Here is a 16,578-nt window from a genome sequence, read left to right as displayed (position 1 = left end):
CCATGGCGATTGAACTCAAGATGCCGGCGCTCTCGCCGACGATGGAAGAGGGCACGCTCGCCAAGTGGCTGAAGGCCGAAGGCGACGAGATCGTCGCGGGCGACATCATTGCCGAGATCGAGACCGACAAGGCGACGATGGAATTCGAAGCGGTCGACGAAGGCACGCTCGGCAAGATTCTCGTCGAAGAGGGTACCGAGAACGTGAAGGTCGGCACGGTGATCGCCATGCTCGCCGCTGACGGTGAAGATGTTTCCGACGTCGAAGCGCCAGCCGAGAGCGCGCCGGTCGACGATGTTCCGGGCGAGGGCAAGGATGTCGGCCAGGACGACGCCGATGGCTCGATCACGCCGGACAAGCCTAAGCGCGAGCCCAAGGCCGATCCGGAAATCCCGGAAGGCACCAACATGGTCTCCGTGTCGGTCCGCGAAGCCCTGCGCGATGCGATGGCCGAGGAAATGCGCCGCGACGAACGTGTGTTCGTGATGGGCGAGGAAGTCGCCGAGTATCAGGGCGCCTACAAGGTGACCCAGGGGCTTCTCGACGAGTTCGGACCCAAGCGCGTGATCGATACGCCGATCACCGAATACGGCTTCGCTGGCATCGGCACCGGCGCGGCGATGGGCGGCCTGCGCCCGATCGTCGAATTCATGACCTTCAACTTCGCGATGCAGGCGATCGACCATATCGTGAACTCTGCCGCAAAGACTAACTACATGTCCGGCGGCCAGATGCGCTGCCCGGTCGTGTTTCGCGGGCCCAATGGAGCGGCCAGCCGCGTCGGCGCGCAGCACAGCCAGAATTATGGCCCATGGTACGCCAGCGTGCCGGGCCTGATCGTCATCGCGCCCTATGATTCATCGGATGCCAAGGGCCTGATGAAGGCCGCGATCCGCTGCGAAGATCCGGTGGTGTTTCTCGAGAACGAGCTGGTCTACGGACGCAGTTTCGAACTGCCCGAACTCGACGATCACGTCCTGCCGATCGGCAAGGCGCGGATCATGCGCGAAGGATTGGACGTCACCATCGTCGCCTATTCGATCGCCGTCGGCTTCGCGCTGGAAGCGGCTGAGCAACTGGCGGAAGAAGGCATCGACGCCGAAGTCATCGACTTGCGCACGCTGCGTCCGCTCGACAAGGAAGCGATTCTGACCTCGCTCGCCAAGACCAACCGGCTGATCATCGCCGAAGAAGGCTGGCCGACCTGCTCGATCGCTTCGGAGATCGCAGCGATCTGCATGGAAGAAGGGTTCGACCATCTCGATGCGCCGGTGCTGCGGGTAACGGACGAGGACGTGCCGTTGCCCTATGCTGCCAACCTGGAAAAGCTGGCGTTGATCGACGCGCCGCGGATCGTGAAGGCGGCGAAGAAGGTCTGTTACGTCGACTGACGATGCGAATTCGGGCTAGCCGGGCGTCGCGCTGTACACATCGCAGCGCGACACCGCAGGCGTGCCGAAATCGGTGCGCGTGTAGATTTCCGTCCGATCACGTTCGTGGCGGAGCGGGAAGCTGGCGATAGCCGAAATTTCCTTTGTTGAAAGAAACGCGTCGGTGAAGACCGGCTCGTATTCGTAGAAGACTTCGACGAAAATCGTCGCGCCGTTGGCTTCGGCGGTCACTCTTGCCCCGGTCGGCCCCATGCCGCCGGTCTGTTCGGCATTCTGCTGGCCGAAAGCGGAATCGTGGACCTTCTTGCCGCGACAGCGCTGCCATGAAATGAATTGGTCCCCTTCCGTCGCCGAAGTCGTCGGACAGCCATTCTTGCAATGGACACTGTCGTCGAACACTTCGAGGCTGCTCACGATCACTCGACCGTTCTCGAAGATGTCGAGCGTCTGCCCAGCCTGCATATGCGCGCCGGCCAGGACATCGTTGATGTCGTTTTCGTAAAGCTTGCGATTGGTCAGCACGCTGGAATCGCCCACCCTCGCCATATTGTCCGCAATATGCAGCGCGGTCTGGCTGATTTTCATTTGCGTGATGGCGAAATTCGCCGTTTCCATACCCCACAGGCCGGCCATGAGCACCAGCGGCGTGGCGAGCGCAAACTCCGTCAGCGCAACGCCGCCGGCATCTTTCCGAAGCGATCCAAAGAAGCGCTTCACGGGCAATTCCCGGTCGCTTCGCTCTGCGATTGCAGCGCCCAGGGCTGGTTGCGCAGCACGGTCTGCACGTCGAGCGAATAGTTGGGATCGAGGCCGATGAAGGTCGCGATGGGGACTACACGAGGGTATTCGATCGAGACGGTATAGACCACCGCGTCGCGTGCGCCGCCCGAACCGACCACGCCGCGGTCCGAATCCCATATGCCGTTACCGTTGGCGTCCTCGAACAATTCGCCGTCGGCGCAGATGCCATCATCATTGACATCGTCGAAGCTCTCGGCGCTGCCGACTTCGGTAAAGGTGGTGTAGGCAATTCGCTTGTGGGTAAAGGTAGCGTTGGGAGCCACCTGCCTGACCGCGGTCTCGACTGCGGCGTTTTGCGCCATGCTGTCCGCGCCCTCGAGTGCCGAATTGCGCGCGGCCTGTTGCACCGTGCCTTGCAGCATGCTGCTGGAATACATGTTGTAGGTGATGTCGAACACGCCGAGCAGCAGCACGATGAGAGTTGGCGCAACCATGCCGAACTCGACGATGGTCACACCGCGCTTGTCGTCCAGCAGGCGAGGCAGGAACGAGTGCATCATCGCGCGATCCGCAGGTCGCCGGTCGATTTGGCGATGGTGCTGAAGGCATCGTTGAGCTGGCTCGCATTGGCGGCTTCGAAATAGCGGCCCGAACCGGCGCAAGTCTTCATCTTGTCGTTGGCGGCCGTGCCGAATGCGACCACCCATACGGTCGCGCCCAGCTTCTTGACCTCGTTACAGGCAAACAGAAACCGCTCTTCGACAGTTTGCGCAAGGGTCAGAGACGAAGTCTGCGTCCAGCGCCGCTCGTCGATCGGGTCGATCCCATAGGAACCATAGGCAAGGTCATAGGGCTCCGTTTGACCATCGGTAAGGAAGATCAGGTGGCGCGATGTCGTGCGACCGGGCTTGGAGCTGTTCTCGGCGGCGAACAGGCCGTATTGCGACAGCAATCTACCCCCCCAGATCATGCCGCCATCGTGATAGGTCGCACCGTGAGGCGTCAGACTGTCGAGATAGCTGTCGAGTTCACCCGACGTCATTGCCTTGAGTTTCTGCGCGGGGGCAGGGCAGCCCGAAAACCACCAGTTGCCGGTCTGGATGAATTCTTTCTTGGTGTCGTAAACGGGGGCCGGTGAAAAGCTGCCCTTGTCGTCTGCCTCTTTCGAGCGCACGTAGATCATGTCCGGATAGCGCGGTCGCCATTGTGTGTCCTGATCACTCGCAACCGGCACCGTGTTGATATCGAGATCGAGATTCGCGCTCAGATCGACGCTGCTGAAATCGGTCAGGACGGTCGATTTGCGTTCTTCCATGCAGCCGAGCGCTTCGGCGCGCCAGTTGGACACGTCCATGGCCACGGGCAGGTAATTGTAAAGATTGGCCAGCGTGGGCACGACCGTTACCTCGTCGAACGTCTGCACGTAATCGTTGTATTCGCGTCGCTCGACGATGCAGTTGCTGCCCTGCAAGCGCACCCGGTAGCTGACGCCGTTCTCGGTACTCTGCATGGGTTGAGTGGTGCGAACGCCGGGCGGGTCCATGGTGACTGAAGTGGAGGGTATTCCGTTCTTCTCCGAATGCCATTTGTAGGTCGATTTCGGCAGCGACTGGTCGCAGCTGAAGGGGTTCGTGTCGCCCGAGCCCGGGTTCATCGTCGCGGCGTAAGTGCTCTCCTCGATCCAGGCCGAACGGCTGCCGGATTTGTAGGCCCAGTTTTCCCTGGTCTTGGTGCCGGCTTCGACGGTGGTGGTCCCGGAAATCGCCCGTGATTGATACGCCCAGCTATTCACCACCCACTCGTCCTTGAGCAAGTGCCCGACGTTCACATTGCTTGCATAGGGCACAAAACCATAGCGGATGCGCGTACCCGCCGACTTCGCGCCTTCCATCTGGTCGTAGAAATTCCGCACCGTGGCTTTGAGCGAATCTATCTTCGACAGCGTGTCGCCCGAATTGGTGTGCTTCATCGAACCGGTGACATCGAGCACCATCATCACGTCGACATCGGAAAAGCTGATCCGGGCCTGGCATTCCACCTTTACCGGGATCTTGGTGAAGCCGAAAACGGTCATCACGGAGGTCGGGACATCAACCGTTGCAGTTCCCGAAACCGAGTAGTCGTTTTCGAGCACCATGTTGAAGGTGCGGTTCTGGGTCCCGTAATTGCCGTCCTGAAAGTTGCTGTTGAAGAATTCCTGGCCGCGGGTGCCGGCATCGGTGGGAATGTCGGTGAGCGTGGCGATTTCCGTGCCGAGCGCCTTGCGCGCGGCGAGAACGCCGGAATCGCAGGCCTGCTGCAGGCGGCTTTCCGCCAGATAGGCGCGGCTCATGTCGACGCCGCTTCCGGCCATCGCCAGCAACGGCAGAAGCCCGGCCGCTATCAGCGCGAGCGTGTTGCCCGAGCGGTCGCTCGCCAGCCGTCGCATGACGCCGGGGAAGGGCGCAGCCTGAGGGGATTTCGCGCGGAGTTTCACGCCTGCCGTATTACCTAGCGGGCGTAAGCGCATCGCTAACGGCAATGGTTAATTTGTTGGGGATGTCTGGCAGCACGTATACCGTAGCGCCTCAGCACCAGCCTTTTTTGGCATGGCCCTCGGGGCAATGGGTCGATGTCGGCGTCGGTGTCGGCGTTGGCGTGGCCGTGGGGGTTGGTGTCGGCGTGGGCGTCGGAGTTGGAGTTGCTGTGGGCGTCGGCGTCGGTGTTGGCGTGCCGCCGCTGGTGGTCGTCGACGACGACGAACCGCCGGTACTGTCCATCAGGAAGACCGGGCGGGAATAGTTCAGCGTCAGTGCGGCCCCCGGTATCCACGAAAGCAGGTTGTCGGGCGTGTAGGTGAGATCGATTGTCATCTCGTGCATGCCCGAGATGCTCGAGGTGCCCTGTTGCGTCACGGTCTCGACCAGCTTGGTCGAATCGAGCAGGTAGCCGCCATTGTTGGCAAGCGTCTGGACCTGATTCTCGATGTCGGTGGCGGTCGGCGTGTTGCCTTTCTGGTATTCGACCATAGCATAGCGCGAGACATCGGACGAAAGGTTGCGCAGCGCGTTGTATTTCTGGACATAAACTCCCGCCTGGAACACGCCCACCGTCAGCGCGCAGAACATCGGCGCAAGCAGCGCGAATTCTATCGCGGCCCCGCCGGTGACGTTGGCGAGCAAGCGTGCGCGCATGCGTTGGATCTTGGTCGTCATTGGATCTGCACCGTGCGGGTAACCGTGAATTGCGACGGCGTGCCCAGCCCTAGGTGGGTCCAGGTCGGCGCGTAGCTGTCGTTCAGGGTGAGCTGGATATATTCGTATTCCTGCTCATTCGTCCCGCATCCGCCCTTCGTTGTCGATAGCGTTTGATCATCGCAGCGATAGGCGCGGCTCAGCACCAGCTGATTGTCGTTGAGGCCCAGCGAGGTCTCGAGCACATCCTCGATCGTCGAATCCGACATCGTGGCGGGATCGAGCGTGCCCATAACGATACCTTCGGCTTCCAGCGCAGCGCTCTGCAGTTGCTGCTGCTGCGACACCAAGATGCCGAGATCGACCGTGCCGAGCGCCAGCAAGATCAGTACAGGCGCAACGAAGGCGGTCTCGATCGCCATCGAGCCGCGCGCGTCGCCACGCAGGGTGCCGAGCAGGTCGCGGATCATCAGATGACGAGCCTTACGCGGGTGTTTTCCTGCACCGCGACAACGCTCTTGCTCGGAATGTTGCAGCCCGAAGAGAAGCCGGCGGTCCCCGACAGTTCGATCTCGTAGGACACGACGATGGTGCACTGGCTACCGGTCGAAGGGGTGCCCGAAATGTCGACCTTGCTCTTGGGCATGTAGATGCGCCCGTCCAGGATCGCATCAGACGTACCGCGCCAGCGGTGCGAAACGTAGGACTGGTTGTTTGCATCTTCCATAAAGAGCATGCCTGTCATCAGGTCCTTGACGTCGCCGGTGTAGCCAAGCGCGGCAGCACCGGCAGCCGTCAGACCGCTCAGCTTCGCGTCCGAATTACCGCCGAAATTGACTTTCCCGCCGTTCTTGAACACGAACAGCACGTCGCTGCCGGTAATGGTCTTGTTGTTGTTCTTGAGCTCTCCGCCGTCGATCACATAGACGCCGGGCTCGAAGTGGAGATTGCAGTCGACGTCGATGCCGCCGGAGAACACACCCGGACTCACCTTGCCGGTGGAACAATTCTTCGAGCCGCTGCCGGTTACCGTCGGCACGGTAACGCTTGCGAACGGATCGACGAAACCGCTCGCGTCCTCATTGACTTCGACCTGGTCGGCGGCGGGTGCCGTGGCATTGAACTTGTCGATCAGTTCCTGGAATTTGTCGTTGACCCCGCCGCCGGTGTAAACCCAGCCGGGGTTGATCGAACCCGATCCGCCCGACTTGTTGATCGAGATACTGCTGGTGGACGACACCGCCATACCGCACGGGGCGTTGATCGTGACGTTACCATTGATAGTGATGGCTGTATCGTTCGGCTTCAGCGCGATCATGCAGCCCGTGGCGCCGTCCGTCTTTTCGAACATGGCCTGCGAATTGACATTGATCGTGGTCGGCGTGCTTAGCAGGATCGAAGAGAACGGCAGGCTTACGTCCATCGTCGCCGAGACGGTCACCGAATTCTGCGTGAAGCTGCCATAATCGGTGACGCCCTTGGTGGAATCATTGGCCGTCGCGTAGCCGGTCGTGATCGAACGGTTGGCGTCGTATTCCTGCTCGGCGCGGGCCGACCAGTCACCGGCGGTGCCGTTGTAGGAAAGCGAATAAGCGCCTGCCACGGCGGCCTGGTCCACGGCATACTGCAGCTCGCGCTTGAGCATGTACCATTGCGCCATGTCGAGGCCGTAGCCGGCACCGCCGACCAGCGCCGGGAGACCCAGCGCAAGGATCATCATGGCGTTGCCCGTGTTCGACTGCCGCAGCCGTTTTGCTGTCTGACGGATCGAAATCATTGCGGTTGACCTTCCAGAGTTACACTGCATCACAGCATGCACTTAGTCGCCTTAGGTAATCGAACTGCGTAAGCAGATGGTTAAGATCGGCCTTCGCAGCGGGATTTTTTGGCCGAGTAAAGCCGTGATCGGGCGCAGTTGCAGGGGTAGAAGTGAGCGCGGAAGATATCGAGCAATTGCCGGTCGTCTACAGGCTGGCACTCGCCTATGCGCCTGCGGCTGCGAAGCCCGCGAGTCTCGCGCTGTTGGCTCTCGACACGCGCCTGGCGCGGATCGGAGCGCAGGCCAGCGAGCCGATGATCGCGCAGCTCAAGCTTGCCTGGTGGCGCGATCAGTTCGCCAGGGCCCCTGCAGAGTGGCCGAAGGGCGAGCCGCTGCTCGGCACCTTGCGGGATCTGGGCTTTCACGGTGCGGACCTCGCAGCGCTCGTCGACGGATGGGAGGTCGTGACCGTGAGCGAGAATATCGGGTCTGGGGAGGCCAAGGCACTTGCCGATGGCCGAGCATCGGCTTGGGCCGCGCTGGCGAAAATCGCGGGTGAAGCGCCGTCCGGCGCTGAACAGAAGGCGGCCAAGGCGTGGTCAGCAGGCGAATTGGCCGTGGAAGCCGAGGATCACGGAAAGTCGGGCAGCATACCCCGATCGCTGCGCGCACTCGCGGTGCTGGCGGCACTGGGTCGTCGCGCCAGCATGGGCCGGCGTCCGATGCTCGAGGGCCCGGCCGCCATGCTTCTCGCCATGCGGGTTGGAATCTTCGGGCGATAGCGTAGGGTCGCGCCGGGGACAGCGTTAAAGCAAGGAGCACGCGATGAATCGTGTGATTCTCGGCGCTGTCGGGGCGTTGGTATTGGTCGGTGTAGGCGTGTTCTGGTGGCAGGGCAGGGCCGTCGTCGAAATCGGTGCACCTCCTCCGCTGCCCGAACCGGTCGAGACACCCGCGGAGCCGGAGATCCCGCAGGCCGATATCACCGACCTCGAAGGTCCCGCTCCACCCGAAGCGACCGAGCTGACGCGCGAGGAGCGGCGTTTCTTCCGCTACGACCGCAATCGCGACCGCAAGATCACCCGGCGCGAGATGTTGTCGAGCCGCACCGATGCGTTTCGCAAGCTCGACAAGGACGGCAACAACCTGCTGACATTCGAGGAATGGGCGGTGCGCACGGCGGAGCGATTCGACGGTGCCGATGCCGATGGCGATGCCTCACTGACGCCGGAAGAATTCGCGACGACGGCCCCGAAACGACGGGCGCGCCAAAACAATTGCCGCTGTTAGGGGATCCCTCGCGAAGGCGGGGGTCTCAGGAGATTGGCGCGGGGCTGATAGCCTGAGGTTCCCGCCTACGCAGAGACTCGTACCTCGTGGGCAATCCACTCGCCGAGATCGCTTTTCGCGCGGGTCGTATAGGCTTCCTTGCGCTGCTTCTTCTTGACCTCGTGCAGCGGCGGGAACAGTCCAAAATTGATGTTCATCGGCTGATAGGTTTCCGCTTCGGCATCGCCGGTGATGTGCGAGAGCAGCGCGCCGAGCGCGGTCGTGCGCGGCGGACCCTGCCAGACGTCGCCGGCAAGTTCCTTGGCGGTCATCATCCCGGCCATGAGACCGACGGCCGCGCTTTCGACATAACCCTCGCAGCCGGTAACCTGTCCCGCAAACCGGATGTGCTCCGCCCCCTTCAGCCTAAGCTGCCGGTCGAGCACCATTGGCGAGTTAAGGAAGGTGTTGCGATGCAGCCCACCAAGCCGCGCGAATTCGGCATTCTCGAGCCCCGGAATGGTGCGAAACAGCTCGACCTGCGCGCCATATTTCAGCTTGGTCTGGAACCCGACCATGTTCCACAGCGTGCCGAGCTTGTTGTCCTGCCGCAATTGCACGACGGCATACGGCCACCGTCCCTGCGGATGTTCCTCGCTCGTATCGTAAGGATTATCGAGCCCGACGCCTTTCATCGGGCCATAGCGCAGCGTTTCCACCCCGCGCGCCGCCATGATTTCGATCGGCATGCAGCCATCGAAATAGGGCGTGTCCTTTTCCCACTCGCGAAACTCGGTCTTCTCGCCGTCGATCAGGCCCTGGTGGAAGGCGAGATATTGCTCCTTCGTCATCGGGCAATTGATGTAGTCGCCGTCTTCGTTGGAGGCCTCGGTGCGCTTGTTCCAGCGCGATTGGATCCAGCATTTCGACATGTCGATGCTGTCGCGATGGACGATCGGGGCGATGGCATCGAAAAAGGCCAGCCGTTCCTGCCCGGTAGCTTTCACGATGCTCTCGGCCAGCGACTGCGCGGTGAGGGGCCCTGTCGAAACGATCGTGAGCCCTGCTTCCGGCAAGGCATCAACTCGCTCACGCACCACTTCGATATTGGGATGCGCCTCCAACGTCTTCTGGACCTCGGCGGAGAAGACATCGCGATCCACCGCCATGGCACTGCCCGCGGGCACCTGCGCAACTTCGCCTGCGCGCATTACCAAGCTGTCGAGCGCGCGCATCTCATAGTGCAGAAGACCGACGGCGTTTTTGGTATCGTCGTCGGAGCGAAAACTGTTCGAACACACCAGTTCGGCCAGGCCGTCGGTCTGGTGCGCGTGTGTCATTTCACCTGACCCCCGCATTTCCGACAGGCGCACCTTCACGCCGCGTCGCGCGAGCTGCCATGCCGCTTCGCTTCCGGCGAGGCCGCCGCCGATTATGTGCACATCATGAGACATGGCGCGCAGTTAGGCTTGCAGCGCAGCCCCATCAAGCCCTAGCGCTGGCGCGAGGACCCTCGCCCATGCCCAAACGCGCCTTGATCGAACATCGCCCTTGGCTGCTCGCTAGTATAGCAGCGGCGGTGGCCTTCTATTTCCTGCGCGACAATCCGATTGGCGAGATCTGGCTGATGCCGCTCAAGGGCGCGGGTGTGGCCTTGCTGGCCCTTTACGCTTTGCGGCGTGCGGGCGGTACCGATGGACGATTGCTCGGGCTGGCGCTGGGTCTGGGCGCAATCGGCGATATGCTCATCATGCTCGAAGTCCTGTGGGGCGGTGCGGCGTTCTTTCTCGCGCATGTTGCGGCCATCGCGCTCTATATCCGCCATCCGCGGGAGGAACCGACCGGAAGCCAGCGCGCCGCCGCGCTTGCTTTGCTGCTGGTCACGCCCTTCTTGTGTTGGCTGCTCTCCGGCAGCGTGCAGGTGGGTCTTTACGGTTTATCGCTCGGCGGGATGGCGGCTGCGGCATGGCTGAGCCGCTTTCCGCGCTACCGCGTCGGGGCGGGCGCCGTCCTGTTCGTCGTTTCCGACTTGCTGATTTTCGGCGAGATGGGGCCGTTGGCGCTGGACACGCTGCCGGGCCTGTTGATCTGGCCGCTTTATTATCTGGGACAGTTCCTGATCGCGACAGGCGTCGTCCAGACCCTGCGCGGCGAACGGCTCGCTACGGCGTGGCAGCAATAGTGGTGCGGTGCAGTTCGCGGCGGTGGCCTTCGTAGCCGCCGGTCGCCTTGTGGAGGACACTGCGATTGTCCCAAAGCACCAGCATGTCGGGTTCCCAGTGGTGGCGATAGACGAACTCGTCGCGCGACTGCCATTGGGCCAATTCTGATAGCAGAGCGATTGCTTCGGCCTGTGCCATCCCTTCGATCCCGATGATGTAACCGAGCGTGGAAAAGATCGCTTCTTCGCCGGTTTCGGGATGAGCCTGGATCAGGGGATGTGTTTGCATCGCATTGGCGCTCTCATCGGGGCGGATCGCCATGGAGCGTCCTGCCGCGGCGTCTTTCTCGCCGTAGGTTCCGTCCGGCGCATAGGCGAGTTTCGCGCTGTGAATCGCAGTGAGTGCACGTAGTTGATCTTTCCGCTCGTCCGACAGCGCAGCAAAGGCTGCAATCTGGTCGGCAAACAATGTATCGCCGCCGACGGGCGGGATTTCGATCGCCAGCAGGCACGTTCCGGCAGGCGGGTGGGAGAGGAAGCTCCAGTCGCTATGCCAGTTTTCCGCGAACAGGGGTGCCTTCTCGTCGGGTTCGCGCAGGATCGCCGCAATGTTGCCGCGCCCGGGGATCGGGTCGAAGAACGGGTCTTCGCCGAAACCGCCCATGGCGAGGGTGAAGCGCTCCAGCGCGTCGTCGTCCATTGACTGGTCGGCAAAGGCGAGCACGCGGTGCGTGAGCCAAGCCGATCGGACATCGGTAATCAGCGCGTCATCGAGCTTTCCGGACAGATCGACGCCGCGTATCGTGGCGCCGCAGGCCTGTCCGGACGGCTCGACGATCATGCTCATTCGGGCGGTGCCTCGCCCTCGTTGCTGTCGCGATCCATGGTGGGGTCGGGCGCTGTCTCTTCGGCCCCGCGACCGACCATACCTTCGACGACGGCCTCTTCGGCCTCGTTCTCCGGTTCCTCGGTCTCGTCGATGATCGCTGCGCCGACGATATGCTCGCCCTTGGCGACATCGAACACGCGCACGCCCGAGGAAGTGCGGCCGTAAACGGACCAGCCCTTGTGTTCTTCGAATCCGCCCTCGACCATATGGCGGAATTCGATCGGCATGCGGATCAGCTTGGCCTGATCGGTCACCAGCATCAACTGCGAGCCGTGCTTGACCGGGAAGCTGGCCACGACCGGGCCATTCCGCTCGGGATTGCTGTCCGGAGTGCCGATATTGGCGAGACCCTGGCCCCCGCGACCGATGGTGCGGTATTCGTAGGCGGAGGAGATCTTGCCATAGCCATTGGCGGTCAGCGTCAGGATGAATTCCTCGCCTTCCTCCATCTGCGCGACCTTGTCGCTATCGAGTGTATGCTCGGCATCGTTGTTCTTCCAGATCGCAGCGCGCAGATACGCCTCGCGGGTCTCCATGTCCTGCTCCAGACGGTCCAACACCGCCATGGAAACGACCTTGGCATCGTCCTTGAGCGTCATCCCGCGCACGCCGATCCCGGTGCGGCTCTTGGTCTCGCGCGCATCGGTGGCGGCGAAACGGATGGCCTTGCCGGCATCGGAGGCGAGGAAGATTTCCTGGTCTTCGCTCAGCAATTCGACGCCGATCAACCGGTCACCGGTGCCTTCGACGAAGCCCATGGCGTATTTGCCGCCCGTGGGCACGTTGGTGAAGGCATCCATCGAATTGCGGCGCACCATGCCCTGCTCGGTCGCGAACACGATATTGAGCGCGGCCCAGCTTTCCTCGTCCTCGGGCAAGGACAGGACGTTGGTCACACGCTCGTCGTCGCCCAGCGGCAGCAGGTTGACCATCGGGCGGCCCTTGGTGGTCGGGCTGCCCTCGGGCAGCTTCCACACCTTCATACGATAGACCCGGCCGAGATTGGTGAAAAACAGCACCGGATTGTGCGTGCTGGTGACGAACAGCTCGACGACCGCGTCTTCGTCCTTGGTCGCCATGCCGCTGCGGCCCTTGCCGCCACGCGCCTGTGCGCGGAAGGTCGCAAGCGGGGTGCGCTTGATGTAACCCCCATGGGTGACGGTCACGACCATGTCCTCGCGCGCGATCAGGTCCTCGTCTTCGAGACCGTCCCAGGCCGGTGCGATCTCGGACACGCGCGGGGTGGCGTATTCGTCCTTGATCTCGACCAGCTCGTCCTGAAGCACACCGAAAAGCTTCCCGCGATCGGCAAGAATCGAGAGATATTCCTCGATCTCGCTGGCCAATTCCTTGAGCTCGTCACCAATCTCATCGCGCCCGAGCGCGGTCAGACGGTGCAGGCGTAGGTCGAGGATCGCTTTCACCTGCCGCTCGCTGAGCTGGTAAGTGCCGCCTTCCTGGTCCGCAGTCGGCTCGATGGCTTCGATCAGCTGGATATACTGCGCGATATCGCCGATCGGCCATAGTTTCGCGCGCAGTTTCTCGCGAGCGATCTGTGGATTGGACGACCCACGGATCATCGCCACGACTTCGTCGAGGTTGGAGACGGCCACCACGAGGCCGAGCAAGACATGCGCGCGTTCGCGGGCCTTATTCAGCTCAAATTTGGTGCGACGAGTAATGACTTCTTCGCGGAAGCTGACGAAGGCTTGCACGATGTCGCGCAAGGTGAGGACTTCGGGCCTGCCGCCCTTGATCGCCAGCATGTTGGCGGGGAAGCTCGCCTGCGCAGGCGTGTAGCGCCAGATCTGGTTGAGCACGACTTCGGGCGAAGCATCGCGCTTCAGATCGACGACGACCCGCACACCTTCGCGCGAGCTTTCGTCGCGAATGTCGGAAATGCCTTCGATGCGCTTTTCCTTGGCGGCGTCGGCGATCTTTTCGACCAGCCCGGACTTGCCGACCTGGTAGGGGATCGATGTGAAGACGATCGATTTGCGGTCGCCGCGCTTCTCTTCGATCTCGTGCCGCGCACGCATCAGTACCGAGCCTCGCCCGGTGGTGTAGGCCGCGCGGGCACCGGCCTGGCCGAGGATCAGCGGCGCGGTCGGGAAGTCCGGCCCCGGTATGTACTGCATCAGCTCTTCGCTGGTGATCGCCGGATTTGCGATGAAGGCGAGGCAGCCGTCGATCACTTCGCCGAGATTGTGCGGCGGGACATTGGTCGCCATGCCGACCGCGATCCCGCCTGCACCGTTGACGAGCAGGTTGGGGAAGCGGGCGGGGAGGACCTGCGGCTCCTTGAGCGAGCCGTCGTAATTGTCGGAAAAGTCGACCGTATCCTTGTCGAGATCGTCGAGCAGAGCGTTGGCAACCTTGGCCAACCGCGCTTCGGTATAGCGCATGCTCGCCGGCGGATCGGGGTCCATCGAGCCGAAATTGCCCTGACCATCGATCAGCGGCACCCGCAGCGACCAGTCCTGCGTCATGCGCGCCAGCGCATCGTAAATCGCGCTGTCGCCATGCGGGTGATAATTGCCCATCACGTCGCCAACGATCTTGGCGCTCTTGCGATAGGGACGCCCGGCGACGAAGCCGCCTTCCTTGGAGGCAAACAGGATACGGCGGTGGACCGGCTTCAGCCCGTCGCGCACATCGGGCAGCGCGCGGCTCACGATCACGCTCATCGCGTAATCGAGGTAGCTCGTCTTCATCTCATCGACGATGTCGATGCGTTCGTAGTCTCCCATGGGAGACGGCGGGGGAAGGGTGTCTGTATCGTCGCTCAAAACGTGTTCATTCCGCTCATGATTGCGGCCAAATCTGCTGCGCTGGAGATTAGGGGATGCAGGCCGTGCAGGCCACTCGCAGACCCCTTAGATGGGGTGATGTTGCGTTGTTTTCCACACTTACCTAAAGCTTGGCCGCAGGAACGCTGACAGCATCGTTCAAACACCATTCAGCGCGCTTTTCCTACAAGAGGGCGCAACAGTGGTGAGAGGGCCTTGCCTGCGCGCTTTTTGGAGTGCAGCCGCTGCCAGCAGACAGTTAGAAATTACGTTAGGGAGACACGCACAATGCGTTCCATCGCTCGCACCGCTGCCCGTCCGGGTCGCTCCATTGCTCTGGCCATCGCACTGATGGCGGGTACCGCCGTCGTCGGCACCGCAATCGAGGCGCCCGCCCATGCGCAGCGCGACAAGAAGAAAGAAAAGGCTTCGAAGCCGAGCTACTCGAAAGGCTTCATCGCTGCCTATTCGCCGGTCAACGAAATGACCAAGGCGGAATCGCCGGACTACGCCGCCATCAAGGCCGCGCTGCCGCAGGTCGAGGCTGCGGTCGAAAACGAAGACGACAAATTCGTATTCGGTAACCTCAACTACATTATCGGCCGCGATTCGAACGATATGGCGCTGCAGCGTAAGGGCGTCGGCCTGATGCTCGAAAGCGGCAGGACGCCGGCCGAGAACGTTGCGCAGTACACTTTCCTCGCCGGCCAGCTGGCCTATCAGGAAGAAGACTGGGCGGCAGCGCGCGATTTTATCAAGCGCGCGGTCGACCTTGGGTACAACGCCAACGATCCCGAAGCGATCATCGCCGAGACGTATTTCAACGAAGGCCAGCACGCCGCCGGCCTGACCTATCTCGGTGAAATCATCGCGGCCAAGCAGGCCGCCGGTGAAACGGTCGACGAGGCATGGCTGCGCCGCGGCATCACCGTTGCTTACCAGAACGATGTGGCAGACCAGGCGATCAATTACTCACGCATGTATGCCGAAATGTATCCGTCGCAGGACAGCTGGGGCGATGCGATTTCCATCCAGCGCAACCTGGTCGACTACGACAACCAGACGTCGCTCGACCTGCTGCGTCTGGCCAAGCGTGTCGATGCGATGCGTAATGCGCGCGATTATATCGACTACATCGAATTCGCCGATTTCCGTCGCCTGCCGGGCGAAGTGAAGGTGATTGCCGAGGAAGGCATCCAGTCGGGCATGCTCGAAAGCGGCGATGTGTATGTCGCAGAGGCACTTAACGGCGCGCGTAGTCGCATCGCGTCCGACCAGGCCGAACTGCCGTCGCTGGAGCGGGACGCGCGCAATGGTTCCTCGCTTCCCACCGTCATGGCTGCCGGCGACGCATTCCTGAGCTACGGCCAACCGGCCAAGGCGGAGGAATTCTACACCAAGGCGCTGACCTTGCCGGGCGTAGAGCGCGACCGGATGCTCACGCGTCTCGGGATCGCTCAGGCCGATCAGGGCAAATATGCCGAAGCGGCCGAGACCTTTGCCAAGATCCAGACCGGACCGCGCGCCAATATCGCGCGACTGTGGGAAATCTATGTCGCACAGGAAAGCGAAGCCGCCGGAGGCTAAGCTTCACTGCATTGCTATCGAGAGAGCGGGGCAGGGCAACCTGTCCCGCTTTTTCATGCGCGACCGATAATCGGAGTATCAGCGCAGGCGCTTGATCATCAACTGGCCGTTGTCGCCGGGTTTGACTTCGAACTGGGCCAGTGAACGCGCGAGTTCTGACAGGCGCTTGAACCCGTAATTGCGCACATCGAAGCTTGACCGGTTGCCGGCAATGTTGCCGACTTCGCTGAGGGCGGCGAAGCCTTCCTCGTCGCGCTTGGCGGCCTTCCAGGCGGTGCCGAGCAAAGCCACGAGATCGTCATCGACTGTGCCCTTGCGCGGCGCTGACTTGCCGCTGCCGCCGGGCGTATCCTGCCCTTCGTCTTCGGCCCCCTTGATCAGGGCGTCGATGTCGATGAAGCGGGTACACGCAGACTTGAATGCATCGGGCGTTTTCTTGGTGCTCCCGAAGCCATAGACCACCAGCCCGTCCTGCCTCAGCCGCGTCACGAGCGGCGTGAAGTCGCTGTCGGAGCTCATGATCCCGAAACCGTCGACCTTCCCCTGGTAGAGCAGGTCGATCGCATCGATCGTCATCGCCATGTCGGTCGCATTCTTGCCGGCCGTCAGGTCGAACTGCTGCTGCGGACGGATGCCGTATTTGTGGGTGATCTTGTCCCAGTTCTGGAGATTGTTTTTTGCAAAATTGCCGTAGGCGCGCTTGATGTTCACCTGACCCAGTTCGGCCATCACGGTCAGCACCGGATCAATCCCTTTCGGCGTCGTATTGTCGGCATCGATCAGCAGGGCGATGTTTTTTAGTTCGGTATCGGGCATGGC

General features: G+C 62.0%; 15 protein-coding genes. 5 read left to right on the top strand and 10 right to left on the bottom strand.

Annotation, left to right across the window (positions count from 1 at the left end; genetic code table 11):
- Positions 1-2: 2 nt before the first annotated feature.
- Entirely contained in the window at positions 3-1,391 is a 1,389-nt protein-coding gene (locus EL2594_RS06340; RefSeq protein WP_011414208.1) for a pyruvate dehydrogenase complex E1 component subunit beta, read from the top strand.
- 15 nt (positions 1,392-1,406) lie between these two features.
- Here the strand turns inward: EL2594_RS06340 and EL2594_RS06335 are convergent, their stop codons facing one another.
- The 6 genes from EL2594_RS06335 to EL2594_RS06310 all read right to left on the bottom strand — a co-directional run bounded on the left by EL2594_RS06335 (position 1,407) and on the right by EL2594_RS06310 (position 7,082).
- A complete protein-coding gene (locus EL2594_RS06335; protein WP_011414207.1) occupies positions 1,407-2,108 on the bottom strand; it encodes a TadE/TadG family type IV pilus assembly protein in 702 nt (233 codons plus the stop codon).
- On the bottom strand, positions 2,105-2,692 hold the full coding sequence (locus EL2594_RS06330; protein WP_011414206.1) for a TadE/TadG family type IV pilus assembly protein: 588 nt from the start codon (positions 2,690-2,692) through the stop codon (positions 2,105-2,107). The genes EL2594_RS06335 and EL2594_RS06330 overlap by 4 nt, the downstream gene beginning before the upstream one ends.
- Complete coding sequence (locus EL2594_RS06325; RefSeq protein ID WP_196793225.1) at positions 2,689-4,608, bottom strand: TadE/TadG family type IV pilus assembly protein; 1,920 nt, start codon at positions 4,606-4,608, stop codon at positions 2,689-2,691. Before EL2594_RS06325 ends, EL2594_RS06330 begins: the two co-directional genes overlap by 4 nt.
- A 91-nt stretch (positions 4,609-4,699) precedes the next feature.
- Positions 4,700-5,326, bottom strand: a complete 627-nt coding sequence (locus EL2594_RS06320) for a TadE/TadG family type IV pilus assembly protein (RefSeq protein WP_011414204.1) — start codon at positions 5,324-5,326, stop codon at positions 4,700-4,702.
- A complete protein-coding gene (locus tag EL2594_RS06315) occupies positions 5,323-5,775 on the bottom strand; it encodes a TadE/TadG family type IV pilus assembly protein (RefSeq protein ID WP_011414203.1) in 453 nt (150 codons plus the stop codon). The genes EL2594_RS06320 and EL2594_RS06315 overlap by 4 nt, the downstream gene beginning before the upstream one ends.
- Positions 5,775-7,082, bottom strand: coding sequence for a TadE/TadG family type IV pilus assembly protein (locus tag EL2594_RS06310; RefSeq protein ID WP_011414202.1), 1,308 nt, complete (start codon positions 7,080-7,082; stop codon positions 5,775-5,777). The genes EL2594_RS06315 and EL2594_RS06310 overlap by 1 nt, the downstream gene beginning before the upstream one ends.
- Positions 7,083-7,234: 152 nt before the next feature.
- Here EL2594_RS06310 and EL2594_RS06305 point away from each other — a divergent pair, with 152 nt between their 5' ends.
- Together EL2594_RS06305 and EL2594_RS06300 are read left to right on the top strand one after the other, a co-directional pair.
- Positions 7,235-7,846 carry a squalene/phytoene synthase family protein gene (locus EL2594_RS06305; protein WP_011414201.1) on the top strand — a complete coding sequence of 204 codons (612 nt, stop codon included), beginning with the start codon at positions 7,235-7,237 and terminating at the stop codon, positions 7,844-7,846.
- A 43-nt stretch (positions 7,847-7,889) separates the two neighbouring features.
- On the top strand, positions 7,890-8,354 hold the full coding sequence (locus tag EL2594_RS06300) for an EF-hand domain-containing protein (protein ID WP_011414200.1): 465 nt from the start codon (positions 7,890-7,892) through the stop codon (positions 8,352-8,354).
- Positions 8,355-8,419: 65 nt separating this feature from the next.
- Here EL2594_RS06300 and trmFO read toward each other — a convergent pair whose 3' ends face one another.
- Positions 8,420-9,787 (bottom strand): methylenetetrahydrofolate--tRNA-(uracil(54)-C(5))-methyltransferase (FADH(2)-oxidizing) TrmFO, encoded by a 1,368-nt coding sequence (gene trmFO / locus EL2594_RS06295; protein WP_011414199.1) that lies wholly within the window; start codon positions 9,785-9,787, stop codon positions 8,420-8,422.
- 65 nt (positions 9,788-9,852) lie between these two features.
- Between trmFO and EL2594_RS06290 the strand changes: the two genes are divergently transcribed.
- Positions 9,853-10,515: a lysoplasmalogenase family protein gene (locus EL2594_RS06290; protein WP_011414198.1), complete on the top strand. Its 663-nt coding sequence runs from the start codon at positions 9,853-9,855 to the stop codon at positions 10,513-10,515.
- Here EL2594_RS06290 and EL2594_RS06285 read toward each other — a convergent pair.
- Both EL2594_RS06285 and gyrA read right to left on the bottom strand, forming a co-directional pair.
- The gene (locus EL2594_RS06285) at positions 10,496-11,341 is read right to left on the bottom strand and encodes a TauD/TfdA dioxygenase family protein (RefSeq protein WP_011414197.1); all 846 of its coding nucleotides are present in this window, start codon (positions 11,339-11,341) and stop codon (positions 10,496-10,498) included. The two genes, EL2594_RS06290 and EL2594_RS06285, sit on opposite strands and share 20 nt — an antisense overlap.
- Entirely contained in the window at positions 11,338-14,172 is a 2,835-nt protein-coding gene (gene gyrA / locus EL2594_RS06280; protein WP_041685148.1) for a DNA gyrase subunit A, read from the bottom strand. The genes EL2594_RS06285 and gyrA overlap by 4 nt, the downstream gene beginning before the upstream one ends.
- A 288-nt stretch (positions 14,173-14,460) precedes the next feature.
- Here gyrA and EL2594_RS06275 point away from each other — a divergent pair, with 288 nt between their 5' ends.
- A complete protein-coding gene (locus EL2594_RS06275) occupies positions 14,461-15,759 on the top strand; it encodes a hypothetical protein (RefSeq protein ID WP_011414195.1) in 1,299 nt (432 codons plus the stop codon).
- A gap of 78 nt (positions 15,760-15,837) precedes the next feature.
- Here EL2594_RS06275 and EL2594_RS06270 read toward each other — a convergent pair whose 3' ends face one another.
- A complete protein-coding gene (locus EL2594_RS06270; RefSeq protein ID WP_011414194.1) occupies positions 15,838-16,575 on the bottom strand; it encodes an NYN domain-containing protein in 738 nt (245 codons plus the stop codon).
- Positions 16,576-16,578: the final 3 nt, after the last annotated feature.

It is taken from the genome of Erythrobacter litoralis HTCC2594, from assembly GCF_000013005.1.
GTDB lineage: Bacteria > Pseudomonadota > Alphaproteobacteria > Sphingomonadales > Sphingomonadaceae > Parerythrobacter > Parerythrobacter litoralis_A.
The sequence above is the reverse complement of the archived record's forward strand: the minus strand, read 5'-3'. Positions and strand labels throughout refer to the sequence as shown.